We start from the raw sequence: 25,005 nt of genomic DNA, 5'->3' as shown, positions 1-25,005 counted from the left end.
TTTTTAGTTTTGGCGCACTAAAGTGATAATGAATGAAAAAGACCGTACTCCTGCTCCTCTTGCTCGTGGGTTTTACCGGAATCTCACAGACCAAGAACGAACTTTTGGAACATTACAGAGCCTATTACAAGGAAATGCGCATGCAGGGTGATGTCAACGGTGTCATTGGGGCACTGACACACATGAACGTACTTTCCCCTTCCAAAGAAAGAAGGGATACATTGGCGTTTGTCTACATGAACGATGGGCGGCACATTCAGGCCCTGAACACCATCGGAATTGAGAAAAATGCAGATGATTCCGAACTTGCCATTCAGATAAAAGCGGTTTCATTGAAGGCATTGAACCAACCCAAAAGGGCCTTGGAACATTTTGAGGCATTGTTCAGCCGGAATCCTTCCCCCTATATTGCCTATGAATTGGCGGACCTTAAAATACAGACCGGCGACATCAATGGGGCCATTACCAATATTGAATACGGCATAGCCAATGCCACTGATGAGATGCAATATGCTTTTTATGAGCGGCAACAACCTTATGAAGTGCCATTGAAAGCCGCCTTTTACCACCTGAAGGGATTGACGGATTTCAACCAGGACAAAAACAACATCGATGCCGCCATAGTTTCTTTTGACGAAGCTTTGAAGATTGCGCCAAACTTTAATCTGGCAAGTTTGAGCAAGCAGGCCCTGTTGTCCCGAAAGGAAGAAAAGGCCACAGAAGAAAACTAAAGGCTACGGGTTCTTTTTGAGCTCCATGAGCAGCTTGTCGTCCTTTTTTTCCTTGATTTGGACCAGTTCGTCCACATTTTCATTGGGAACGGCTATGGAAAGTACATAATGGGCAATCTTCCATTGCCCATTTTCTTTTATGAGCACCCCAGAACCACGACAGATCTTCATTTGGGTGTCCAATAATTCATCGAACCAAGCAAAATTCTTGGCTTCATCCAAGTAGATATTCCGCTGTACCGCCTTGAAATTTCATGCCTTGCCCCTATCAAAATAGGGCTTGGAAAATGTTCTGAATTCTTCGTTCTGCCAATTTTCCATGGCATCCGTACCGACGAAGACGCCATCCTTGGTCATTTTCCCAAAATAGGCATCAAAATCGGCATTTGCGGCGGCCAAGTGCCAACTGTCCAAGACCTCTCCGATCTTTTGTTTTTCGGTCATTTGGGCATTGAGCGCCGATGCCAAGACCATAAGGCAGCAACATAAAATCTTATTTTTCATCCAGAATCAAATTTTTGTCCAGTTGACTGTTCACGATCACATTCAATTGTGTACGAATGGCATTATAGGCATCCAACATTTGAACGGCGGGTTCAGTGGTCGGCTGGTTCTCAAGGATGGCCGCCTTGGTTTTGTAGAGATAGGTACGCAACACCAACTGTCTGCTCTTTACTTGAAAAGTGTTGAAAAGTTCGGGATACTGGCCCGCTTCCATGTTCTTTTCCTTTTCGATGAGATTGTCTATGGCCAGGGCGAGATCTTCATTATTGGTGGCCTTGTATAGCACATCCATACTGGTGTTCAGTGCCTTGAATTCCTCCCAGGTCTCCACAATGGCAGTAGCTTCTGGGTTAATATTTGCCTTTTGGGGCAATTTTTGGTAATTGAACGCAAGTTCCTCTCCGGAGGTTTCCGAAGGCGCAGGTTCAGTCTTTTTGCAGCTCCATAAAACTGAAAAAACAATCAGGATGCCTAACAATTTTCGCATAGGCGAATGTACAAATTTTAATAAAGGGTATCTTTGCGGGGAATCGGAATTAACTTCATTTTTAATGCACAGACCCATACTCATCATCGGCGCATGTGGCCAAATAGGCACGGAACTCACTATGGAACTCCGGGAAAGATATGGCAATGAAAAGGTAATTGCCAGTGACATTAGGGAAGGCGGCGACACTTTGATGGGCTCTGGCCCTTTTGAGCTTTTGGATGCCACCAACTATGCTGCCATTGAGGATGTGGTGATGCACTATGAGATCGATGAAATCTATTTAATGGCAGCTATGCTGAGCGCCACTGCCGAAAAGTTTCCGATGCGTGCGTGGAACCTGAACATGAACTCGCTGTTCAATGTGCTCAACTTGGCCAAGGAAAGCAAGATCTCCAAAATTTTTTGGCCTTCGAGCATTGCCGTATTTGGGCCGAATACCCCAAAGGAGGACACCCCACAGAACACCATTATGGAGCCCAGCACCGTGTATGGGATCAGCAAACAGTCGGGAGAGCGCTGGTGCGAGTACTATTTCAAAAAATATGGCGTGGATGTGCGGAGCGTGCGTTACCCCGGACTCATCAGTTGGAAGACCATGCCAGGGGGGGGCACCACGGACTATGCGGTGGAAATCTACCACGAAGCGCTCCAAAAAGGGCAATACGAATGCTTTTTGGACAAGGGCACCAAACTTCCCATGATGTATATGGACGATGCCATCAGGGCGACCATCGATTTGATGGAAAGCCCATCGGAAAAAATCAAGGTTCGGTCATCCTACAATTTGGCGAGCATGAGTTTCACCCCTGAAGAGATCGCAGAAAGCATCCAAAAACACATTCCCGATTTTACGATCAGCTATGCGCCCGATTTCAGGCAACAGATTGCGGATTCCTGGCCAAGCAGCATCGATGATTCCGCTGCCAAGGAGCAATGGGGATGGGAGCCCAAGTTCAACTTGGACCAGACTACCCTTGAAATGCTAAACAATCTGAAATAATAGGCGAAGTTTATTCCTCTTCGTCATCATCCATATCCTCGGGATCTTCGACATCGTCGCTGTCATTGTCGTCGCTGTCATCATCCGAATCGGAATCCGAAAAGTCTTCATCGTCCCCTGGAAGTTTGCCCAGGTCATCCGTGTCCAGTCCTTCATCGTCATCGTCATCGTCAAAATTTGCCATGCTGCGCTCCAGTTTTGAGCTTATCTTGACCAAGTATTTGGTGTCTTCCGTTGATACTTCAACAGCCTCTATCAACTCTCCCTTGAGGTTCCTAAAATTGATGACATCGTTGTCCCCATATCCATCCGGATATTTTTCCACCAAAAGCTTGAGTACTTCCGGGGTCAACTTCTTATAATCGACTATTACACGTTTGAGGTTATCCATAGCAATAAGATTTGTTCAAATCGGGCTAAAATTAGAATAAAAGTAATTGCATGGAAAAAAAATATGAAAAAAATTATTGGTTGCCAATATCTGACTTTCCCCCTGTTTTCTTCAATAGTTTGATATAGTGGATCTCCACACCCTTATCCAAGGGCTTGAGCATATCGTACATGGTAAGGGCAACCACGCTGGCGCCGTGCATCGCTTCCACTTCCACCCCGGTCTTGTAGAATGTCTTCACGGTGATGATGATCTTGATCTCCAGACCCTCCATTTCATAGTCTATTCCACAATACTCTACAGGTAACGGATGGCAATCGGGCAAGAGGTCGGCTGTTTTCTTCACGCCCAAAAATCCTGCGGCCCTGCCCATGGACAATACATCGCCCTTGGGCACTGTTCCTTTTTTGATGGCCTCAATGGTCTCCTTACGGCTCACCTTGACCACTGCTTGGGCCACCGCCGTTCTGTGTGTGGACTGTTTCTGGGTAATATCTACCATACGTTAGTTGTTTGTTTTCCATTGATAGGAATCATCCCCAAAGAGTTCCTTCCCAAAAACGGGGACTTGGGCCTTTATTTCTTCCACCACAAATTCCAGGGCCTCAAAAGCGGTCCGTCTGTGGGAAGAGGAGACAAACACAAAAAGACATATTTCGCCCGCCACCACTTTGCCAAGACTGTGGTAGATGTGCATACAGGTGATGTCAAACCTCGCAAAGGTGGTTTCCCTTATTTCGTGGAACTTTTGGTCGGCCATGGCTTCATAGGCCGTATATTCTATGGCAGAAACCGTTTTCCCCTCAATCACATCGGCACGCACCTGCCCTAAAAAGATATCGTGTGCCCCTATCTGTGTCTTGGATCGGTGCTTGGCAATGGAGTCCGCAATAAAATTTGGGTTTATGGCCCCTTGTACAAATACACTCTTCATCTTCGTCCGCCTATTTGGATGTTCTCCACTAAGGTAAGGAAGAATTGGGAAAAAGAACCCCGAACGGCAAACGCAAGAAAACCATTATGTCCTTCATGCCAAAAGTCCAGCTCGGCCCTTTTCAACCTTATTTGAATCCAATTGTGAAAGTGGTCCCTTCATTGACCCTGCTGTCCACGGTGATGCTTCCTCCAAGGCAGGTGATGTGGCTGTGCACCAAATAGAGGCCCACTCCTTTGCTGTCCTTGTTTCCGTGGAATTTCTGGTTCAAGCTGAAGACCAAGTGCCCTACTTTATCCATATCGAAGCCCATACCATTATCCGAATAGACCAATGTTTTTACACCATCAATACAACTTGATTTGATAGAGACGATGGGGGGAACGCCAGGTCGTGCATATTTGATGGAATTGGTGATCAGGTTGAGAAAAACACTTTCCATATAAGATGGAATGAACTCCACACCCTCCAATGCAGAAAAATCCACTTCAAATTTAGTCCCTGCATTCTGAATCAATGTACCGATGGCCTTTTGTACTTTTAGAAGGATAGCATTAAACCCAATCATTTCCTGTTTTTCGGCCAAGATATTGTTTTGCTTGGAGGCATCGACCAATAAGTTCAATGAAGCCTTCAGTCCCTCTGCCGAAAGTCTTATAAAACTGAGAATCTCCACTGTTTCCGCATCCTCAATTTTGGATGGGTCGATCAAATCGACCATGGATATGAGATTGTTCAAGGGAGATCGTAGATCATGGGAGGTGGTGTAGTTCAGCCGCTTGAGCTTCTCATTTACCTCGGAAAGCTGGCTCAACCGAGAAATACGCTCACTTTCAAGCTCCTTTTTGTATGTGACGTCCTTTGCTATGGCATAGATCAATTGTTCCTTTTCCATAGGGATGGATGTCCAGTGCAACCAGACCAATTCCCCGTTCTTGCATACATATCTGTTCTCAAAATTGATCAAGGGGACATTTTTCTTCAATTTTTCCCTGTGTGCCGCAGTGAGTTTCCTATCTTCTTCATAGATGAACTCGGAAATGAGCTTGGAGCGCAATTCCTCTTCGGAATACCCCAATAGTTTTACAAAGGCAGGGTTGGTTTTTACAAAATATCCATCATAATTCGCAATGCAAAGACAATCCATGGATTGTTCAAAGAGTGGTTCGAGTTGAAGGTACATTTGTTTGGTCATTCGTTTGGCTATCCACAAAGTTAGTAGCAATACCAAGCCAAGTCTACTTTTTTTAATAAAATGTGTATTTGGTTGTAGGAAACAGCTGTTGTCTTGACATACATTGAACGGAAGTTTCCGTGCGTCGAAAGGATGGGCTTCCCAAAAAAATGGCACTTTGATGGGTCACCTTATACTATATCGATGTGTCTCCTTGGTTAATTCAGCTTAGCCCAAACAACGCATTTGGATATCCTTCCCCTACTCTATCTTGGGAACATATACGGTCCTGAAACCCAAATGTTCCATCCCGGAATCGGGGCTGGTTGCCATCCGCGCACTGATTCGGTAGCTCGCACAATACGAGGCACTACAAAGGAACGACCCGCCTTTGATCACTTTCTCTTCTGCATAAGGATTGGAAGGATTGAAAGCCCTTGAAGCCCCTTTTGGATTTTTTATGCTAGTTTGTTTATGGGCCAACTCTTTATAATAGTCCGTGTTGTACCAATCGCCGGTCCATTCCCATACATTGCCCGCCATATCGTACAGTCCAAAACCATTTTTGGGATAGCTCATCACAGGAGCCCTGCGTTCAAAACCATCCTCTTTGGTATTGTTTACCGGAAACTCTCCTTCCCAGGTATTGGCATGGGAACTCAATTGAGCCACGTCACTTCCCCAAAAAAAGAGCTCGTTGCTTTGATAGGCCCTCGCCGCATATTCCCATTCTGCCTCGGTCGGCAATCTTCTGCCTGCCCACTCGCAATAGGCTTGGGCATCCTCAAATGCGATGTGCACCACTGGCTCGTTCTCTTTTCCAACAATGTCCGTTCCCGGTCCATTTGGATGTTTCCAGTTGGCCCCGATCTTCCATTCCCACCATTGTGAATAGTCGAACAGGTTGGGGACACTTGACTTGGACTTTTTGAACACCAGCGAGCCCGGTTGTAAAATGGAGTCATGGGGCTTTGGTGTACCTTGGGGCAATTGTTTTTTCATTTCTTCCCAATCGATTTCACGCTCTGCAACCGATATATAACCCGTCTCTTCAACAAATCTTGCAAATTGGGCATTGGTCACTTCGTGGATATCCATGAAAAAACCGCTCAAGACTACCCTGTGGGCCGGTTTTTCATGCATCATGGCCATTTTGTCCTTGGGTACGGCCCCTTGTACGAACTCCCCACCTGGTATCCAGACCATCCCCTCTGGCGTTTGTGTCGGTGGGTCCAACTTATACCCGTCCACTACTTCCACCTCCTTTTCTGCCTCGATACTTTGCTTGGTTTTGTTGCCCTTATTTTTGCAATTAGTGAGGGCCAACAATGAAGCCGACAGTAATAAAAACTTGAAATTTTGCTTAGTCACCATCAATCAGGCCTTGTTATTCTCATATTTTCCCAAATAAGCTCCAATTTAATCATAATGCAGTTTCAAAATCACAAAATACAGCATCTTAAAAAAAGGGATACGCTTATAAAAGCCTTCAATCCTGAAGAGAAATGGTAATGCTACCATCTTTGAATCGTTATCCAAAGAGCATATTTTAACACATTATACAACCACGGTATTTGGTGAACCGCACAAATACTTATCATTTCAATTCATCTAAAAAAAATATTTTTAACATGTTGTGCGTTATTGGATTATATATTTTTGGCTAGTTTTTTATTACGGTGCATTATAATGAGGAACATCCTGCTTACAATTTTCCTTTTCGCTCTATGTTCTTCTATTTCAGGACAGCAATCCCTGCCGTTGAAAATTGGGAATGAAAACATTAAACCCCTCACAAGGCTGGTGGACAATTCCCTGCAGGCAAACCTGGAAGAAGAGATATTGAGCAATGAGATATGGTCCCAACTGATTTCCCAAAAGAAAATGGCCATTGGCATAGTGGATTTAAGCGACCCTGAAAGGGTCAGGTTTGCACGTCTCAATGGCAACTACATGATGTATGCCGCCAGTCTCCCCAAAATCGCCATTCTGTTGTCCGCCATGGACGCTATTGAAAAAGGAGAGCTTACAGAGACCCCAGAAGTAAAAAAGGACATGCGGCTGATGATCAGCAAATCGGACAATGCAGCTTCCACCCGCATGATCGACCGAATTGGATATGCGAAAATAGAATCGGTAATGACCGACCCAAATTATGAATTTTACGATGAAAACAGTGGAGGGGGCCTATGGGTCGGAAAACGTTATGGTGGAGGAGGTGACACCAACAGGGAACCATTGAAACAGCTCAGTCACGCTGCCTCGGTAACCCAAGTGTGCCGTTTTTACTACTTGCTTGCCAATGGAAAACTGGTCAATGAAAAAAGATCCAAGCAGATGTTGAGCATCATGGAAAACCCGGAACTTCACCACAAATTTGTCAACACCTTGGACATGATAGCGCCAACAGCGCGACTCTTTCGCAAATCTGGATCATGGAAAACCTATCACTCAGATTCCATCCTCGTCTGGGGCAAAGAATCGAACCGAAGGTATATCCTAGTTGCCTTAGTCGACGATCCTGATGGAGAGCAAATCATCCGAAATTTGGTCAAACCCGTAGAGAAAGTATTGAAAAAACCCGAAATTTAGTCATTGGATAGTTCTACCACCAATGATCTATAGACTCGCAAGCAACTTTTTCGACATTCGAAAGGGGGAATATAAAATCTCCCTTTTTATGTTTTTTTACATCTTTCTGATCATCTCGGTACTGTTGATCATAAAGCCGACCATCAATGCGCTTTTCCTTTCTGAGCTTGGTGCCGAAAAACTTTCCGTGGCCTACGTATTGGTTGCCCTCACCGCCGTTCTCAGTTCCATGTTCTACAACCGGATACTGGCCAAATTTGGCTTGAGCCATATCATAAAAACCACCCTGACAAGTTCAATTATCGTCCTAGCTGTCTTGGGAAGTCTCTTGAAATTAGGGCTGATGAATACCTATTTACTCTTTTTCTTCTATATCTGGTTGGCCATATACGCCGTGCTGTCCGCTTCCCAGTTTTGGGTCTTGGCCAACTTGGTCTTTAATGTCAGGGATGCAAAACGGCTCTTTGGTTTTATAGGCTCCGGGGCCATTTTAGGGGGTATTTTCGGAGGCTATCTCACCTCCATTTTTGCTCCGCTGTTGGGCAATGAGGCCATGATATTCATTGCCGCCCTCTTATTGGTCGGCTGTTTTCCGTTATTGAGGTCTATTTGGAAGCTCCGGGTGAACAACTTGGATGAGTTCAAACAGAAAAAACGAATCTCATTGAGCGATGGCCATCCCTATAAATTGATCAAAAAATCCCGCCACCTCACCTATATGGCCTTGACCGTGGCCGTTGGGGTATTGGTGGCCAAATTGGTGGATTATCTCTTCAGTGATTTTGCCGCCAAATCCATTGAAGATCCAGAGGAATTGACCTCATTTTTGGCCTTTTGGTTTTCTACTTTCAATTTACTGTCGCTTGCCGTGCAGCTCTTCCTCACCCACCGGATCGTGGGTATTTGGGGAGTTGGATTTTCCCTCCTCATGCTGCCCTTGGGTATCCTTTTTGGCGCCATTTTTTTCTTGATATTGCCCGAACTGTCCGCTATTGTTGCCATCAAGGCCATGGACGGGGTGTTAAAGCAATCCATCAACAAAAGTGCCTCAGAGTTGCTGGCGCTTCCGCTGCCCTTCGAGCTAAAGAATAGGACCAAATCCTTTATCGATGTGGTGGTGGACAGCATTGCGACCGGTTTTGCCGGATTATTGTTGGTTTTCTTTGTGAACGGGCTTGAACTGGGCACCATGAGTATCACCCTATTGATCATAGGTCTGGTTCTGGTTTGGATCTTTTTTGTTGGGGTATTGCGCAAGGAATACTATGCCACCTTCAAAAAAAACTTGGAAAATGCTTCGGCCAAAACAACCAATACTCCCACGGCAAAGGTGAAGAAAGTGTCCGTGGTCGAGGGAATGAAGAACGTTTTTTCAAGCGGAAACGAGGAGCAGCTCCTTTTTATGCTGAACAAATTGATGGAAATCAACGATCGAAGGTTTTCCGAAGATGTTTTGAGATTACTCGACCATCCTTCCCTAAAAGTGAAGGCCGCCGCCATGCGAAACCTCTACTTTTTGAACAGCGCTACCATGGTGGTCAATATCAATGAACTTTTAGGGTATGGTGATGAAGAACTGACCCTGGCCACTTTTGAATATTTGCTGCTTCATGCGGATCAAAATGAAGCATATATTTTTGACCAATTTTTGGATTCGGAAAGTGTATTGGTCAAGGATACGGCGTTGTTCTGTCTTGCCAGGGAAAGTGCCGGGAACATGACTTTGAAGTCCAGGCACAATCTGGAGGAAAGGTTGGAAAAGCGGTTGGCCCAAAAGGAAATTCCCATAAATCCACTTGTTTTGAAAACCATTGGCACTTCGGGTTATCCCCAATATTACCCGGTGATCATGGATAGCCTTGAGGGTAAGGATGATGAACTAAAAAAAGCTGCCATCATTGCCGCGGGCATAAGCATGAGACCTATGTTCATCAACAAATTATTACATTTGCTTCCTTATAAGGCAATGCGCCCCTTGGTGATTGAGGCCTTGAACAACTATGGCCCAAAGATTCTCCCTATTTTGGTTTCACATGTAAATAATCGCACCATAAATCTCGAGATTTGCCGATTAGTCCCTTTGGTGATAAAGTCCTTCATGTCCAAAGAAGCGGTCCATGCATTGTTCTTGCTTTTTGACGATGTTGACCTAAGCGTTCGTCTGGAAGTGGTCCGAGCCCTGAGCGATATCCGAAAAGAACGCCCCACTTTACGGTTCAATCGGTTTAAAATAGTGTCCAAGATTTTTGAGGAATGCAACTTGTACCACCAGACACTTTCGGCCATGCATACCCAAATCATCATATCTTATCGAAACCGGAAAAAATCGGGGGCAACCATCGATTCCGAAGAAAGGGATGCCCGCGCTTCGTTGTTGGATCTTTTGGAACGAAGACTGGATTCGGGCCTGGAACGCATTTTTAAGCTTTTGGGGTTAAAATATGTGCAGGAAGATGTACAAAATGCCTATTTGGGACTTTTGAGCCCCAAGGCAGAGTCGCGGAACAAGGCCATAGAGTTTTTGGACAACTTGCTCACTGGGAATCTCAAACAAAAGTTGCTGCCCATTATTGAAGAGGCCACTATGGACTTTTCTTCTGAAGAAGCCATCCAAAAAATAAAGCATGCCATTCCCAGTGAAATGGAATGTTTTGAGCAATTGTTGAAAATCCCGGACATTAATTTGACACTTGCCGTCATCTATCTCATTGGAAGACAAAAAGACAGTCGGTTTAAACCGCTTCTGGAACGGTTCGTGACCGATGACAGCCCAAAAATCAAGGATTTTGCCCAGAAAGCTTTGGAGGAAATCAGCCTTTCCTAACAATTTTATCGATGGCAGAGGCCAAATACATGTGGTCCGAAGCTGAATTTTTTCGAAGCACGTTGGTCATCAACACCACCATATACCTGCAGTTATCCGGGTGCTCCACAATGATGACGGAGTTCATAAAGTTTTGCACATTGCCCATATATTTTCCGCACTCCTCGCCCTTGCTCCGGTCGCATTTGTAAAGACTCCCCGATTTAAAATAAACGGCAGCCTCCTTTAAAACAGGGGATTGTGCATAGCGAATCCGTCTATCGGTCATGTACATCAAGCGTTTCATCTCCAAACTGCTGGCCTCGTCGATGACCTTGCCCTGCTCCAACTGCACCAAAAACTTCATGAGTCCGTAGGGTGTGCCAATGCTTCCGCCTTTGTCACCCACATAGGTATTGGCCCCGGAAGTGAAAAAACTGCCCAGTCGCCATTCATCAGAAGTAATCCCTAAATCGCGGAGGGGAAGGTTGACCACATCATTGGCCAAATCGGTCAACTCTTTTTTTGGCGTTTCCTTGAAATAGGCCATTGCTTCTTCTTCGGTAAGTCCAGGATACTTTTCACCGAAAGCAGCCATTAACAGCGCTTCGCGCCAAACAATACTGGCCGCACCGTTATTGCTCACCGAAAGCATATGGTCGGCCCACTCATACAGACTGAACACATCACTCGCAATCACCTGACGCTTGACCAAGGTATTCTTCTCTACATTGAAAATAGGGATGGTATGTTCATCGGTCAACCCCCAAACCCCAGCTTTTACCACTTTGTTTTTCAATAATTGGGTGCGCAGCTCAAAGGAATCAGGATAAATTTTGGCCATTTGCTCGAAAAGCGCCACAAGCACCGCCAATTTGCCCACACTTCCCGGCTGATACCCCAAGGTTTTGTTCCGTTCGGCATACCGAACACTATCAGGATCGGAAATATCCATAATAGCTAGGGAATAGCTTTTGTCCAGCCCTCGAAAAAGTGCTCCGATATCCTTTTGAAAGGATTCATCCACCATAAAAAAGCTTCCCACACTATCTTCCTTTCTGTTGAGTAGATTCAATTGGATGTCCTCCCAAGATTTTTTAGCGCCCTCGGGCAAAGGTGAGGTTTCCTTCAGTTCCCCATTCTTGATCATTTCCAGCCGTTTGAGGCGTTTGATTCCTGTGCGTTCATAACCATCGATGGGGTATTCTACAAATTCAGTGAACCCCAATCCTATCAAACCTAAAATTGCTAAAGCAAGTATCTTCTTCATCTACAATTTTTTGGAAAGTGAAATACGTTTGGCAAGGTCGATCTTTGGGGTGATGGATTCCAAATACGTAGATCCCAATGCCTTTTTGTTCTCCACAAAAGGTCGGATTTGGAACAACCACAGCTTATTGTCCTGAAAGCCCAGTTCCACATCATAAGCGCCCTCGTAATCCGAATTTGTCTCTTTGGGAACCCGTTCCCGAATGGTGTTGGCCAACTCCCGAATTTCATTGATGTTCTTTTCATTCAAAACACGGTCCTGAAAAGTAGTCTTTTTCTTTTCGGTACCGCCCGTTTTTGGTAAACTGTTGTAAAACCGTTCCCTGGCGGGTGCTAACAAGGTGTAGCCCCCTTCATCTTTGATGAGGTATTGTTCCGCAGCCTGACCGTCAACGGCACCGCCAGCGCCTCGACTAAATGCCACGGTAAGATCATTATCCGTCCCCGAACTGATTCCCTTGGTGATCAACACACCGGAATAGTCCACATCCACACTGGGAATCACCAAAATGGACGGAAATACATTCTCCGGGTTCAACAAATATTTTTGACGCCATTTAAAACTTCGCTCGGTATACGGCGATGCCCAAACATCCTTGATGCCTGCCAAGATTTTTTCTTTGTCCACCGAATTGAAAATAGTGAGGTTCAACCCTGCACCCGTGAAATCCTTTAGATCTTCCATGTTGGTATCACTGCGAAGGAACACAGGAACAGTGCCCAATTCGGAACCCAATACTTCTTTGAACCCTTTTTCCAGTTGGTCCACAAAACTGTCTTGCAGCGGCATTTTTTTGATGGCGTCCCGCAAGGTTTCCAATTGTCGCAATTGGTAGTTTTCAACCTCTTCTTCGGATATGCCCGAGGCCGACATCCGATCGGCCTCTTCGAACATTTTCGTCAAAAACTGCCAATAGGAACCTTCTTGACCCGGCATTTTCTGGTCCATGTGTGTTCTGAAAATCCCAAAAGGAATGACCAGGCCTTCGACGACTTTTTCAGGGAACATTTTTTTAAGCTGACCCAAGTTAGCCGCTTTGGGTCCGCATAATTTTCCCGAATCATCAGCATCCACGTTTCGCATATCCAACACCTTGTTTTCATCCAACCGTATCTGTGCAATGGGCACCTCAATGCGTTCCTCTTTTCGTTCTTTTTTTGCGAAAAGGGTCAATTCCTCCTGGGTCATTTGGTTTTCAGGTTTCAGGATGACATTTCCTTTGTTGGAAACCGCATAGAACACCCGGGTACCGTCGTACTTTTGAAGATTTTGCAGGTTTTCATCCGAGAGGGCCGCATTGGGAATCCCCAAGTTTCGGGCCAACAATTGCACGTGGGACACCATATTTCCTTCGGCAACGGTGGCGATACCAGCGACAGGTTTTAAATCGGAAGGCGGACGCTGAAACACATAGATTTTGTCCGAGGAAACTTCGATATCATCCGAACTGCCGCCAACGACCACCAATTCCCCAAAAGCATAGCCCGGATTGAGACCGCGGATGGTGCTTTGGTTCTGCAAGTCCATCACCTTATTGGCCAATTGGGATTCCGTTGAAATGAGAGTACCCAATTCCCCCACGCTTTGTCCTAAATGTAGGGCAACTGAACCACGAATCTTATCATCCACGAAACCAGCGGCAAGAGGTTCAAAGGTCACATATTCCTTTACAATACCATCGTAATTGGCCTTGACCATGGCGGCGCTCCATTCCACTGCGGCCCTTGCGCGATTCAAAACCTCGGTCAGTTCGCCAAGGGAACGTTCCTGAGTTTCATAATTTGTGAGGTCACTGGCCAATTGGTCCCATTCCCATTGCTCCAAGTAGCCCGATCCGGTAACGGCCATGCCCAAGTAACAGATTTTATGCAGGAGTTCCTTTAAGGTTTCGGGTTGATAATCGGACGAACCTTTGAATACGATCTCTTCGAGTTTTAGGGAAACATCCAGCAATTGGAGGCGAGCTTCGGGTCTTTTTTCTTCCATAAGACCACTTCGGATATCGAACAGAAGTTGCGAAGCTTGTTCCAATAACAATTTTGGACTGCCCATTAATGCTGAATTGGAAGCAAAGCTTTCGATTTTCTTACCTAAATCAGTTCCTTTAGTCAAGGGAGCCATTCTGGGAAGTGCCGAAATATCCACAGGCTTATGGAATTCCTTCATGGTAGCCACCAACTCATCCAATTTTTTGGAAATATCCGCAGTCAACTTGCTGCTATTCGCTTGCTTGAATCGAACTACTTTTTGAATATCACCTTCTTCCGGTTGACTATGGATCTTCACTCGTAGATCCATGAATGGCAGATACAGATCAGATATCACTTTGGATTCACTTCGCATCTTTTGGGCCACATTGTCGTCCCCATTGTGGGGAATATCTTTTAAGGATTGGCGGACCAAGAAGTATTCATCCTTCAAAACGGTATCCTTCGCCAAAAGCCATTTGTAAAATTCGATGCCCCAGGCTTCCTCATCCTCAGCCTGGATGGCACCTCGATAAAACTGTCCTTTTTGATTGATCCAACCATTATCGACGCTCTTTAAATATTTGTCGATTTGGTACTGTTTCAATCGGGAGTGGTCATTTTCTACATCCCAAAAAAGTTCTTGATCGGTGTAGGCCAATATCTGGCCCAAATAAATGTGATTGGCTTTTCCCAAGGCCACCACCTCATCTTTATAGCGGGCGTGCTGTACCCCCGGACCAATATCATCGGGGCAGGGATCTTTAGGTGCCCGAATGCTCCCATCGGTGCAAAACCAACGAATGTCCTTGTAAGGTCCTCGAATATCATTTTTAAACTTATTTACAAGTAAAACAATATTCTTTGGCTCCACTTTTTGGGCCTGATTTGAATTGGGGAATAGAATTAAAAGGAATAGTACAATTCTATACAAACGTTTCATAGCAATCACGTTTTGAGCAGGGTTCGGTGTAGTAAATATATTCAAATAACATCAGAAAATGTCATTCAAGTTCCATCTTGCCATTTCCATGTATTTCCGAAAATCAGTTTGAATTACCGATCTGGTTTATGTTAGAAATGGTGCCCCTGCAAAAGTCCCCCTACTTTTAAACCTTAGAATAGCCAATTAACATAAGAACTCTAAATTTGCAAGAATGATCAAGTCTATTCAGGACAGGTAATCAACTAGAAAATTAACGGGTATTGGCAACTGGTTCACCTTTAGAAGAATCCAAAATAGTTTATTTGACAACGAATGGACAGGACCCACTACCTGATTCATTTGAATATCCCCATTTTTATACGCCAATCGCTATTGCAAAAAAAGCGGCGCAAGACCTTCAAAATAGATTGGAACAAAGTCTACCGGAATTGGTGGATCAACCAACCGGACGTATGTTAGGCGTGCTTGTGGTGCAAACCAAAGGCGGTGGACTTGGATATCTTAGCGCCTATTCGGGTGAGCTACAACCTGAACTGGAAATCCTGCCCTTTGTACCTCCTGTTCATCAATTACCAAAAGGAGAGGATTTTCCAGAAATGGCCGCTATCAACGCCATTAACAAAGAAGTTAAAGCGTTGGAAAAAAGTGATGGGTATATCAATGCCGAACAGCAATTAAAAAAAATCACAGAAGAGACCAAAGAAAATATATTGGCCGCCAAGAAAGCGGCAAAAAAGGGCAAATCGGAACGTGACAGACTTAGAAAGGAGTCAATTCACCTTCCTGAAAAAGAACGCCATAAACTCCTAGAAGACTTAGCAAATCAAGGGGCCAATGAAGGAATGGACCTGAGGCGTTTTACCCGTACAGAGAACTTGCGGCTAGAAAAGGCAATAACCGCGTATGGGAAGTTCCAAGAACGAATAGAAGCGCTGAAAACCCAACGTAAAATCAAGTCTACTGAGCTGCAGGACGCCATTTTTAAATCCTTCATTTTTTTGAACAGTGTTGGAGAAGGCAAAAATGTTAAAACAGTCTTTACCGATTTTGGGGTGGACGCCCCACCTGCCGGAGCTGGGGAATGTGCCGCTCCAAAACTATTTCAATACGCCTTTAAACAGGGAGTGAAACCTGTGGCACTGGCTGAATTTTGGTGGGGGCCTTCCCCCAATTCGGAGATACGGGAACATGGCAAGTTTTACCCGGCCTGTAAAGGTAAATGCCGACCTATTTTGGCGCATATGCTCAAAGGAATTCCTGTAAAACCAAACCCCTTATTGGAAAATTTTGGAGCAGGAAAGAAACTGGAAGTTCTCTTTGAGGACGAACATTTGGTCGTCGTGAATAAACCTGCCGGCATGTTGTCCGTCCCGGGAAGGCACATAAAGGATTCGGTCAAGGCCCGCGTTCTGGAAAAATATTCCAATGCCAACGGTCCAATGATCGTACATCGGCTGGACCAAGACACCTCGGGGATAATGATCGTTGCCCTTTCCAAAAAAGCGCACAAGCTGCTACAACAACAATTCTTGGAGCGTACCATTCATAAAACTTATTTTGCGATACTGGAAAAACCTATTGAAGAAACGTCGGGAAAAATTGAGCTTCCCCTTGCTTTGGATATTCACAACAGGCCCATGCAAATGGTTCATTATGAGCATGGCAGACCCGCATTGACACTTTATGAAGTGATACAAAAGACAGCTACCCAAACTTTGATCAAATTAAATCCTGTCACGGGACGTTCGCATCAATTGCGGGTGCACTGTGCGCATAAATTGGGGCTACATGCGCCAATTGTTGGGGACAATTTATATGGCACCCCGTCAGAACGACTTTGTTTGCATGCGCAACAGGTAGAATTTAATCATCCCATGAACAAAAAACCAATAAAAATCGGAACAGAAATTCCTTTTGCTATATGATACTTAGGGTGCTGGTCACCAATTACGAAAACAGTATTTTATTGCTTTCGATCGGTTGTAGAAAAGTAGCCTCGGCAAGAATCGAACTTGCATCTAAAGTTTAGGAAACTTCTATTCTATCCATTGAACTACGAGGCCGTTTCCATAATGGAGTGCAAAAATATGTTTTTTTGGAAAACTTTCCACCAAACAATGCCAACATCAGCCAGAAATCTGAAAAAAACAGCTCAAAAAAGGTACTTCCCCTAAAGGGCATTCCGTTTTTTTCCCTCTTCCTTCAAGATCTTGTCCAAAAAGGAACGGGACAATGGCTTGTCGATGTAACCCGATATGAGCTTGTGGTCCTTGGCAATGGTTCTGTCACTCGTGTTCACAAAGGCGGAGAGCACATAAACACTGGGCAGTTCATGGCCCTTGAACAGGTTTTGTAGGTTATGGAGGAAATCCCAGCCGCTCATTCCGTCCATCACAAGGTCCAAAAAAATAATATCGGGTAGTTTATTGCTGTTCTCCAATAGCTCAAAACAGGATTTTAGCCCTTCCTCACCACTGGAACAGGTAATGATATCAAAATCTCTGTTGGATTGTTGAATGCAGTATCGGGTCGCGAATTGCGACACCAGATCATCGTCTATGATACACGCTGTAAGCTTCATTCCGGATTTAAGTAGATTTGGGTTGACCGCAAAGCTAAAGCCTTGCCCATCCCGAGCCATCCAAAATCGTTGTCTTGCCCAAAATCCCGTTGAGAAAACCTTAATGGGGCAACTTATCCCTTAAAATCCCATAGACAAAGACTCCCAGCACAGCTCCCACAAGAACAATGAAAATGGGCCAGTATCCTGCCCCCACCAAAATATACATGGGTCCGGGACAAGCACCTCCCAAGACCCATCCCAATCCAAAAAGCGTTCCGCCAAGGATATAGCGGGTGAAAGACCTTTCCTTCTCCTCTATTCGAATGGATTCGCCAAAGAACGATTTCACTTTAGATCTTTTGATCCATTGGACCAAAACAATCCCGACCGCCAATGCAGAGCCAATAATACCGTACATGTGGAACGAATCGAACTGGAACATTTCATAAATACGGAACCAAGAAGCAGCTTCCGACTTGTAAAGAATCACCCCTAAAAAGGTACCTACGATGATGTACAATACACTTTTCATGATCCAAAGATTAAGGGGAAAATAAGATGGACCATGATCAGTCCGCCCATAAAAAAGCCGATTACGGCAATCAACGAGGGTCGTTGCAGGTTGCTCAATCCTGAAATGGCATGGCCCGAAGTACAGCCTCCGGCATATCTTGTTCCGAAGCCGACCAAAAATCCAGCCACCAAGAGCAAAATCCAAACCGAAGGTCTCGTCAAAGCTTCCAGACTGAACAATTCGGTTGGCAAATAGGCAGTACCCACGCTTTCAAAACCGAGTCCGTTCAGTTTGGCAACGGTCTTTTCCGAAATTTGAACGGCAGGATTGGGGGACAGTACATGGGCACCCAAAAATCCGCCAATAACCGAACCCAATACCACCAAAAGGTTCCATCTTCGGGATTTTAGGTCCACTTTAAAATAGTCCGTGAACTTGCCTGCTCCCCCGATGGAACAAAAAGTCTCCAAGTTGGAGGACATGCCAAAGCGTTTGCCCATGAGGATCAAAACCGTCATGACCAAGGCAATAAGGGGCCCTGCAATATACCATGGCCAAGGTTGATAAAGCATTTTCGTGAGGTTTTATACAAATGTCACGAAAATGCTTTGAATTACAAACCTAGTTACCGCCTAACAACAATTTTTATCAGAGTCAGATACCCCGAATTTCTTCAAGATGTCCTCCAAAAGGCACCACTTGGTCAAGGAAGATTGCAACAAGTTGGCCCCTACAAAGGCCGTGAACCACAACCAATTGATGTTCACATAAATGGCCAAGGCCAAACTTATCAGAATAAAGGTCCCTGCGACCCCTCTTACGATTCTATTTCTCATTTTTGATTTATTTAAACTGTTCTTTCAATGGGAACCTCAACGGCCCTGATGGGGTTGGTGGTTTCACTTTTCGCATTGAATTCTTTCAACAATCTGAAAACCTCGGTGACTTTCTCCTCTTCGCAGAAAGAGAAAAACAGATTGGATGCGGCACCACCCTTTTCACTTGGAAACCAACTACTGGTATACAACAAGGGAGATGCACTTTTATATCCGTCAATGTCTGAACCACTGAAGCTTTCAATACCTGCCTTCTTAAAAATTTTGAGGACTTCTTTTTTATACTCCTCTACTGTGGTAACAATGATCATTTTCATGCGTTAATTTTTATTGTTTTTCAATGGTCACATGGAATCTTTGATAACTAAAAGAATCATTGCACTGTATGTCAAAAGATTCTTTTAGTCATGCCGATTTCATCTTAATTGTAGTTTTTACGTTCAATCATATAATACACCAATGGCACCACCAATAGGGTCAAAATGGTAGACACTATAGTTCCGCCCATGAGTGAAATGGCCAATCCTTGGAAAATGGGATCGAACAAGATCACAAAAGCTCCAATAACGACCGTTCCGGCCGTAAGTAGGATTGGTGTGGTACGGACCGCTCCAGCCTCGATTACCGCTTGTTTCAACGGGATACCGTCATTCAACCTTATGTTGATAAAGTCAATCAGCAACACCGAGTTCCGCACCATGATTCCCGCCAAGGCAATCATTCCAATAAAAGAAGTAGCCGTAAAGAAAGCTCCCAACATCCAGTGGCCCAATACAATCCCAATCAATGAAAGCGGTATGGCCACCATCATCACCATAGGTGCCTTGAAGTTTTGGAACCAACCCACGATCAACATGTAAATGATTACGATAACCCCCAAGAAAGCAATGCCCAAATCCCGGAATACTTCCAAGGTAATTTGCCACTCTCCGTCCCATTTCACGGTATAGTCGTCCTCAAACTGGGGCTGTTCCATATAGAGTTCGTTCATGGTATACCCTTTGGGCAATTCCAATTGGTTCAATTTGTCCGTCATTCCCAAAATGGCGTACACAGGGCTTTCCAACTCCCCTGCCATATCGGACATTACATATACAACACGTTTCTGATTTTTTCGATAGATGCTTTTGGCCTTGGTACCCTCGTTGATGGACACCAAATCCCCTACAGAGATCATGTTACCCTGTTGGGAGGCCACTTTCAATTGTTTGATGGCATCCAAAGTGGATTTATCCTTTTCACTGATGGAAAGCACAATCCCGATCTGATCAAAGGAATTTTCATCATACACATGGGATACCGGCATTTCCCGGAAAGCCATACCCATAACCTGAACGATTTGTTGGGGGGTAACACCATAAAGCATGGCCTTTTCCTTATCTACAACAAAATCATATTCTACTTGATCATCCTCAACCATCCAATCCACATCCACCACATCGGTAGTGTTGTTCAAAATGCCTTTTACTTTATCAGCCACCGCAATCTGTTCATTATAATCCGGGCCATATACTTCGGCCACTATGGTAGATAACACTGGAGGACCTGGTGGCACCTCCACAATCTTGATGTTGGCATTATATTTTTTGCCCAATTCCTGGATTTTCGGTCTGAGCAATTTGGCAATATCGTGGCTTTGCTCGCTGCGATCGTGTTTGTCGGTGAGGTTCACCTGAATATCGGCCATGTTGCTACCTCCCCGAAGATCATAGTGTCTTACCAATCCGTTAAAGGTGATGGGTGCCGAAGTACCCACATAACTCTGGTAGTTCATCACTTCTGGTCGGGTTGACAAATAGGCTCCAATTTCCTTGGCCACCGCCGAAGTACGTTCCAAAGTGGAACCTTCAGGAAGGTCGATCACTACCTGAAACTCGTTCTTATTATCAAAAGGCAACATTTTTACGGCCACCGATTTGGTAAAGAACATACCCACGGAACCAAACAACAATACCACAGTTATCCCTATGAACAGCCATCTCTTTTTGCGGCTTTCGATCAGGGGTTTTTCAAATCGCTCGTAAGCTTTATAGATGAAGGTATCCTGAATCTCAACCGGTTCTTTTTCCTTTTCATTTTTCTTGTCCTTTTCCCTTAGGAAGATATAACCCAAATACGGGGTGATGGTCAACGCCACGAACAAGGACAACAACATGGCAATGGACGCACCGATAGGCATTGGGGACATGTAAGGCCCCATCAAACCAGATACAAACGCCATGGGCAACACGGATGCAATTACCGTGAAGGTGGCCAAAATGGTCGGGTTACCTACCTCATTGATGGCATACAAAGCCGCATCTTTGAACGGCAATCGTTTCATCTTAAAGTGTCGGTGCATGTTCTCCGCAATGATGATGGAGTCATCCACCACAATACCCGTTACGAACACCAAAGCGAACAAGGTGATACGGTTCAAGGTATAGTCCAGCATGTAGTAGCTCAGCAACGTCAAGGCGAAAGTAATCGGTACGGAAAGGAACACCACCAATCCACCTCTCCATCCCATGGCCAACATCACCACAAAAGTCACCGCAATGATGGCACCGATCAAGTGCATCAACAGTTCGGATACTTTTTGCGAGGCCGTCTCCCCATAGTTACGGGTCACTTCCACATGAACATCATCAGGAATCAAATTCTTTTTCAAATGTTCCACTTTCTCCAATACCACATCGGAAATCTTCATGGCATCGGCACCTTTTCTCTTGGCAATGGAAAGGGTAACCGCTGGGTATTCGGATTTGTATTCCGATGATTTCTCGCTAGCAGCACCAAATCCCAGGGAAACATAGTTTTTGGGCAATTCTGGGCCATCCAAAACAGTCGCCACCTGCTTCAAATAGATAGGTTGGCCTTGTTTGGTACCCACTATCAAGTTTTCCAAATCTTCCTTGGTCTCTAAAAAATTGCCGGTACTGATATGGAATTCGGTATCATTGGATAAAAAGTTACCGGAATCCATCTGTTGGTTATTGGCCTTGATCATTTGGGCAACAGCCAAAAGGTCTATTCCGGATTCGGCCATTTTGTCCTTGTCCACCACAATCCGAAGCTGGCGGCTACGCCCCCCTATCTTTTTGGTAATGGAAACCCCGTTCACTTTTTCAATCTCGTTAATGAGTTCCCCAGAGATTTCACGCAATTGGAAATCGTTGTACTCATCGCTCCAAAGAGTGAGTGCCAACATGGGCACATCGTCAATGGCACGGGTCTTCACCAAGGGCATGGTCACCCCTTCGGGCATTTGGTCCATGTGCTTGTTGATCTCATCGTACAAGCGTACCAAGGAACGTTCAATATCTTCACCCACATAAAACTGCACAATGGCCATTCCCTGCTCCTGCATGGATGTGGTGTACACGTATTCTACCCCTTTTATGTTGGATATGATCTTTTCCAGCGGTTTGGTGATCCTGGATTCCACCTCGGTTGGGCTGGCTCCGGGATATCCCACAAATATGTCCGCCATGGGCACATCGATCTGTGGCTCCTCTTCCCTTGGAATCAGGAAGGAACTATACACCCCAATGACCATGAACACGATCATCAAGAGTACCGTTAATTTAGAGCTGATGAACCCTCTCGCTATTTTTCCTGCAAGTCCGTCTTTCATTATTCCCTTTTTTAGGTTATTGAATAGTTACTTTAGCTCCATTGTATAGCTTGCCTTGGGCAGAAACGATGTAGGTTTCCCCTTTGGAAAGGCCGGACAATACTTCCACCTCATCCCCATAAGTTTCGCCCAATCGCAACCAGCGTAATAAGGCCACATTGTCTTGCCCCAAGGTATAGATGCCGCTCAACTGTCCTTTTTGGATCAAGGCCTTGGACGGAACCGTAACCATGGTCTTTTCATCGCTAGCTTTGTCCGTCTCCAGCCTCACGGTTGCATACATACCTGACAAAATCTTGGCATCCGTTTTATCCAATTGTACTTTCATCAAATACTGTCCCCCTGTGTTTTGGGCAGAGGCACTCAACTCGGTCACTTTTCCAGTAACGATGGTGTCCAAGGCTTTGACTTGGACCAAGGCTTTGGTCCCCACCTGAATCCCAGTGATATTGTTCTCGGCCACTTTGGCCACCACTTCAAATCCACCGGGAGATTCCACGGAAACCAACGGAACCCCTGGGTTGGCCATATCCCCTTCTTCAATGTAGGTATTGGTCACCACCCCACTGAATGGGGCCCGAATGTTGGCATAGGCGAATTGGGAATTGACCTCGTTCTTCATTTGGTTGGCCGATTCCAATCGGGCCTTGGCCATTTCGTAACGGGCGGTCATATCATCCAATTCCTTTTGGGAAGCACTGCTTTCCCTGAAAAGGTTCTGGAACCTTTCGTAATCTTTCTTGGCATTGTTGAAGGCCACCGTTGCCTCGGTAATAGAGGCTTCCACTTGCGCTTTTTTGGCGCGTAGGTCCACATTGTTGATGGAGATCAACAAATCCCCCTTCTTTACTTTTTGGCCGATTTTCACGGGCAATGACTCCACATAACCCATCATTCTGGTGCTCAATGTGGCATTGTTCAAAGCGTTTATCTGTCCACTTCCGGCCAAAATGGTGTTACTGTCACCTGTTTCCACTTCAGCAACGGTCACAGAAACGGCTGATCCGCTGTCCTGCTTTTGCTCCTTGTCACTTCCACAGCTTGCAAGGGTAACACCCAAGGCAAGGGCGATAAAGGCATTTTTATATATCGTAGTGTTTTTCATATCGCAATTATTCTTTGGTTAAAAATGTTAGTAAGGATTGTGCTTGGTTGTATTCAAAAATGGTCTGGTAGTATGCCAGTTGTTTTTCTGCATACATGGCCTCTGCCATCAACAGATCGGTTGTTTTTTCCAAGCCTTCCCTAAATCGGTTTGTACGTATTCTCAAGGATTCTTCGGACTGGTCCATAGCCAATTTGGAGGTCTGGAGCCTGTTATGCGCATCTTCGACCATCCTTCTGGTGCGTTGAAGCTCCATAGAACTTTTGGCAACGTACTGTTCGTATTCCTGTTTTGCCCTTTCATAATTTGTTTTGCTCTTGCCCACTTTGGCAAAGCGTTGTGCTCCTTTAAAAACATCCCAGCTTAAACTGGCCCCGATGATATATCCCTTGGCATCTGCACGGAAAATTTGGTCATCGTACATTTCGTAACTGGCAAAGGCATTCAACCTTGGCAAAAAGGTCATGTTCTCTGCCCTCATGTTGGCCTTGTATGCCTCGGAAACCAAGTCCATGGCCTTTACATCCGCACGATTTTCCAACGTTGCTTCGGTAGGTCCACCTAAATCAGTGGGCATCAATTCTTCTGTGGGTTCATAGACCACATTGCGTTGTTCGTTCATCAAAAAGGCCAAATAATCGGACGCATTCTTTACATTGCTTTTGGCCGAATTCAATTGGTTCTCCACCTCGGTGACCCTTACTTTAACTTCCAACAGGTCTGCCTTTTGGAGCAATCCTTGATCATAGCTGTTTTGGGCCGTGTTCAGGTTTGCATTGGCCGCTTCGTAGGCTTTTTCCAATACCTGTACTGCCCTGTGGGCCAATTGCAACTGTCCAAAGGCCTTTTGAGCCTCAAAATTCAGATAGTCTCGAGTACGCATAGCCTGCAGGTCCTTGGCTTCCATGGTAGTTTTAGCAGCCTTGCGCTGGTAGAACCCATCCATATTGATAAGTGGTTGCTCTACCGAGATCTTGGTCGCGAAGTTTTCAATTTGATCGGGATCGTTCAACAAGGCAGGATTAAAATCTGCCTGGGTCAATATCTCTTGGTTCAACTTGGAACCAAAGGCCATCAATGGGTTCGTGGTCGTAATCCCTGTGTGGGAGACCGATACCTGTGGCAAAAAGATGGAACTTGAAAACTGGTAATCGTATTTTGCCATCTTAGCTTCTTGTTCCGAAACCTTGATGCTGGCATTGGATTCCTGAACCCTGGCCAAGACATCTTCCATGGAAATCTTCACATGGTCTTGAGCCCACAAGTTTCCCTGAATGCCAATGAGTGTGATTGCTATAAGTATTCGCTTCATATGCTATTTTAATTTGGGTCAAAATTAGATGCGTAAAAAGACATACACAGTAACCTGTGTTACCAAGAAATTTGGACATAAAAAACCCCAATACGAAGAAGTCCCTACAAAGGAAATCCGAACTGGGGTTTTGTACAATGATGAATGTCAGTGTTTAAGCCTTTCGGGTGCCCCCGTGTCCCCCAGCAACTATTATCAGGACTTTTAAGCTCAAAAAAATGAATTTAAAGAACTGGACAATGGGGTTCATCATCATA

21 protein-coding genes, 1 tRNA gene and 1 pseudogene are annotated in these 25,005 nt (G+C 45.0%); 5 read left to right on the top strand and 18 right to left on the bottom strand.

Annotated features, from left to right (window positions below; all coding sequences use genetic code 11):
• The first annotated feature begins 32 nt into the window (after positions 1–32).
• Positions 33–731, top strand: coding sequence for a hypothetical protein (locus tag D2V93_RS15845; RefSeq protein WP_072880866.1), 699 nt, complete (start codon positions 33–35; stop codon positions 729–731).
• A gap of 3 nt (positions 732–734) precedes the next feature.
• Here the strand turns inward: D2V93_RS15845 and D2V93_RS15840 are convergent.
• Both D2V93_RS15840 and D2V93_RS15835 read right to left on the bottom strand, forming a co-directional pair.
• Positions 735–1,175 (bottom strand): annotated as a pseudogene (locus D2V93_RS15840) (nuclear transport factor 2 family protein).
• Positions 1,176–1,224: 49 nt separating this feature from the next.
• Positions 1,225–1,722 carry a hypothetical protein gene (locus D2V93_RS15835; protein WP_119620097.1) on the bottom strand — a complete coding sequence of 166 codons (498 nt, stop codon included), beginning with the start codon at positions 1,720–1,722 and terminating at the stop codon, positions 1,225–1,227.
• Positions 1,723–1,786: 64 nt separating this feature from the next.
• Here D2V93_RS15835 and D2V93_RS15830 point away from each other — a divergent pair, with 64 nt between their 5' ends.
• Complete coding sequence (locus tag D2V93_RS15830; RefSeq protein ID WP_119620096.1) at positions 1,787–2,725, top strand: NAD-dependent epimerase/dehydratase family protein; 939 nt, start codon at positions 1,787–1,789, stop codon at positions 2,723–2,725.
• A 10-nt stretch (positions 2,726–2,735) separates the two neighbouring features.
• On the opposite strand, the gene D2V93_RS15825 is transcribed toward D2V93_RS15830, so the two are convergent.
• From D2V93_RS15825 to D2V93_RS15805, 5 genes are all read right to left on the bottom strand, one after another.
• Positions 2,736–3,116: a hypothetical protein gene (locus D2V93_RS15825; RefSeq protein WP_072880858.1), complete on the bottom strand. Its 381-nt coding sequence runs from the start codon at positions 3,114–3,116 to the stop codon at positions 2,736–2,738.
• Between the two features lie 73 nt (positions 3,117–3,189).
• Positions 3,190–3,618, bottom strand: coding sequence for a cyclic pyranopterin monophosphate synthase MoaC (gene moaC, locus D2V93_RS15820; RefSeq protein WP_072880856.1), 429 nt, complete (start codon positions 3,616–3,618; stop codon positions 3,190–3,192).
• Positions 3,619–3,621: 3 nt separating this feature from the next.
• Positions 3,622–4,050: a molybdenum cofactor biosynthesis protein MoaE gene (locus D2V93_RS15815; RefSeq protein WP_119620095.1), complete on the bottom strand. Its 429-nt coding sequence runs from the start codon at positions 4,048–4,050 to the stop codon at positions 3,622–3,624.
• Between the two features lie 127 nt (positions 4,051–4,177).
• Complete coding sequence (locus tag D2V93_RS15810; RefSeq protein ID WP_072881051.1) at positions 4,178–5,233, bottom strand: PAS domain-containing sensor histidine kinase; 1,056 nt, start codon at positions 5,231–5,233, stop codon at positions 4,178–4,180.
• 252 nt (positions 5,234–5,485) lie between these two features.
• Complete coding sequence (locus D2V93_RS15805) at positions 5,486–6,598, bottom strand: formylglycine-generating enzyme family protein (RefSeq protein WP_119620094.1); 1,113 nt, start codon at positions 6,596–6,598, stop codon at positions 5,486–5,488.
• 429 nt (positions 6,599–7,027) lie between these two features.
• On the opposite strand from D2V93_RS15805, the gene D2V93_RS15800 reads away from it, so the two are divergent.
• Positions 7,028–7,816 (top strand): serine hydrolase, encoded by a 789-nt coding sequence (locus tag D2V93_RS15800; protein ID WP_313791650.1) that lies wholly within the window; start codon positions 7,028–7,030, stop codon positions 7,814–7,816.
• Positions 7,817–7,904: 88 nt separating this feature from the next.
• The gene (locus D2V93_RS15795) at positions 7,905–10,640 is read left to right on the top strand and encodes a hypothetical protein (RefSeq protein ID WP_147377418.1); all 2,736 of its coding nucleotides are present in this window, start codon (positions 7,905–7,907) and stop codon (positions 10,638–10,640) included.
• Here D2V93_RS15795 and D2V93_RS15790 read toward each other — a convergent pair.
• Together D2V93_RS15790 and D2V93_RS15785 are read right to left on the bottom strand one after the other, a co-directional pair.
• Complete coding sequence (locus tag D2V93_RS15790) at positions 10,627–11,889, bottom strand: serine hydrolase (RefSeq protein WP_119620091.1); 1,263 nt, start codon at positions 11,887–11,889, stop codon at positions 10,627–10,629. The two genes, D2V93_RS15795 and D2V93_RS15790, sit on opposite strands and share 14 nt — an antisense overlap.
• Positions 11,890–14,799, bottom strand: coding sequence for a PEP/pyruvate-binding domain-containing protein (locus D2V93_RS15785; RefSeq protein WP_119620090.1), 2,910 nt, complete (start codon positions 14,797–14,799; stop codon positions 11,890–11,892). It abuts the gene before it with no gap.
• Positions 14,800–15,254: 455 nt separating this feature from the next.
• Between D2V93_RS15785 and D2V93_RS15780 the strand changes: the two genes are divergently transcribed.
• Positions 15,255–16,727 carry an RluA family pseudouridine synthase gene (locus D2V93_RS15780; RefSeq protein WP_119620089.1) on the top strand — a complete coding sequence of 491 codons (1,473 nt, stop codon included), beginning with the start codon at positions 15,255–15,257 and terminating at the stop codon, positions 16,725–16,727.
• A gap of 66 nt (positions 16,728–16,793) precedes the next feature.
• Here D2V93_RS15780 and D2V93_RS15775 read toward each other — a convergent pair.
• The 9 genes from D2V93_RS15775 to D2V93_RS15735 all read right to left on the bottom strand — a co-directional run bounded on the left by D2V93_RS15775 (position 16,794) and on the right by D2V93_RS15735 (position 24,748).
• Positions 16,794–16,865 (bottom strand) — tRNA-Arg (locus D2V93_RS15775).
• A 107-nt stretch (positions 16,866–16,972) separates the two neighbouring features.
• A complete protein-coding gene (locus D2V93_RS15770) occupies positions 16,973–17,383 on the bottom strand; it encodes a response regulator (RefSeq protein ID WP_072881047.1) in 411 nt (136 codons plus the stop codon).
• Between the two features lie 100 nt (positions 17,384–17,483).
• Positions 17,484–17,897 carry a DUF6691 family protein gene (locus D2V93_RS15765; protein WP_119620088.1) on the bottom strand — a complete coding sequence of 138 codons (414 nt, stop codon included), beginning with the start codon at positions 17,895–17,897 and terminating at the stop codon, positions 17,484–17,486.
• Positions 17,894–18,451: a YeeE/YedE family protein gene (locus D2V93_RS15760; protein WP_119620087.1), complete on the bottom strand. Its 558-nt coding sequence runs from the start codon at positions 18,449–18,451 to the stop codon at positions 17,894–17,896. The genes D2V93_RS15765 and D2V93_RS15760 overlap by 4 nt, the downstream gene beginning before the upstream one ends.
• 60 nt (positions 18,452–18,511) lie before the next feature.
• Positions 18,512–18,715 carry a YgaP family membrane protein gene (locus D2V93_RS15755; protein WP_119620086.1) on the bottom strand — a complete coding sequence of 68 codons (204 nt, stop codon included), beginning with the start codon at positions 18,713–18,715 and terminating at the stop codon, positions 18,512–18,514.
• An 11-nt stretch (positions 18,716–18,726) separates the two neighbouring features.
• Complete coding sequence (locus D2V93_RS15750) at positions 18,727–19,032, bottom strand: hypothetical protein (RefSeq protein WP_072880835.1); 306 nt, start codon at positions 19,030–19,032, stop codon at positions 18,727–18,729.
• A gap of 104 nt (positions 19,033–19,136) precedes the next feature.
• On the bottom strand, positions 19,137–22,331 hold the full coding sequence (locus tag D2V93_RS15745) for an efflux RND transporter permease subunit (protein WP_119620085.1): 3,195 nt from the start codon (positions 22,329–22,331) through the stop codon (positions 19,137–19,139).
• Between the two features lie 16 nt (positions 22,332–22,347).
• Complete coding sequence (locus tag D2V93_RS15740) at positions 22,348–23,436, bottom strand: efflux RND transporter periplasmic adaptor subunit (RefSeq protein ID WP_072880831.1); 1,089 nt, start codon at positions 23,434–23,436, stop codon at positions 22,348–22,350.
• Between the two features lie 7 nt (positions 23,437–23,443).
• The gene (locus tag D2V93_RS15735) at positions 23,444–24,748 is read right to left on the bottom strand and encodes a TolC family protein (protein WP_119620084.1); all 1,305 of its coding nucleotides are present in this window, start codon (positions 24,746–24,748) and stop codon (positions 23,444–23,446) included.
• Positions 24,749–25,005: the final 257 nt, after the last annotated feature.

The organism is Flagellimonas taeanensis (assembly GCF_003584105.1).
In the GTDB taxonomy this organism is placed as follows: domain Bacteria; phylum Bacteroidota; class Bacteroidia; order Flavobacteriales; family Flavobacteriaceae; genus Flagellimonas; species Flagellimonas taeanensis.
Note: the sequence above shows the minus strand (reverse complement) of the source record. Positions and strands in the feature narration are given on the sequence as shown.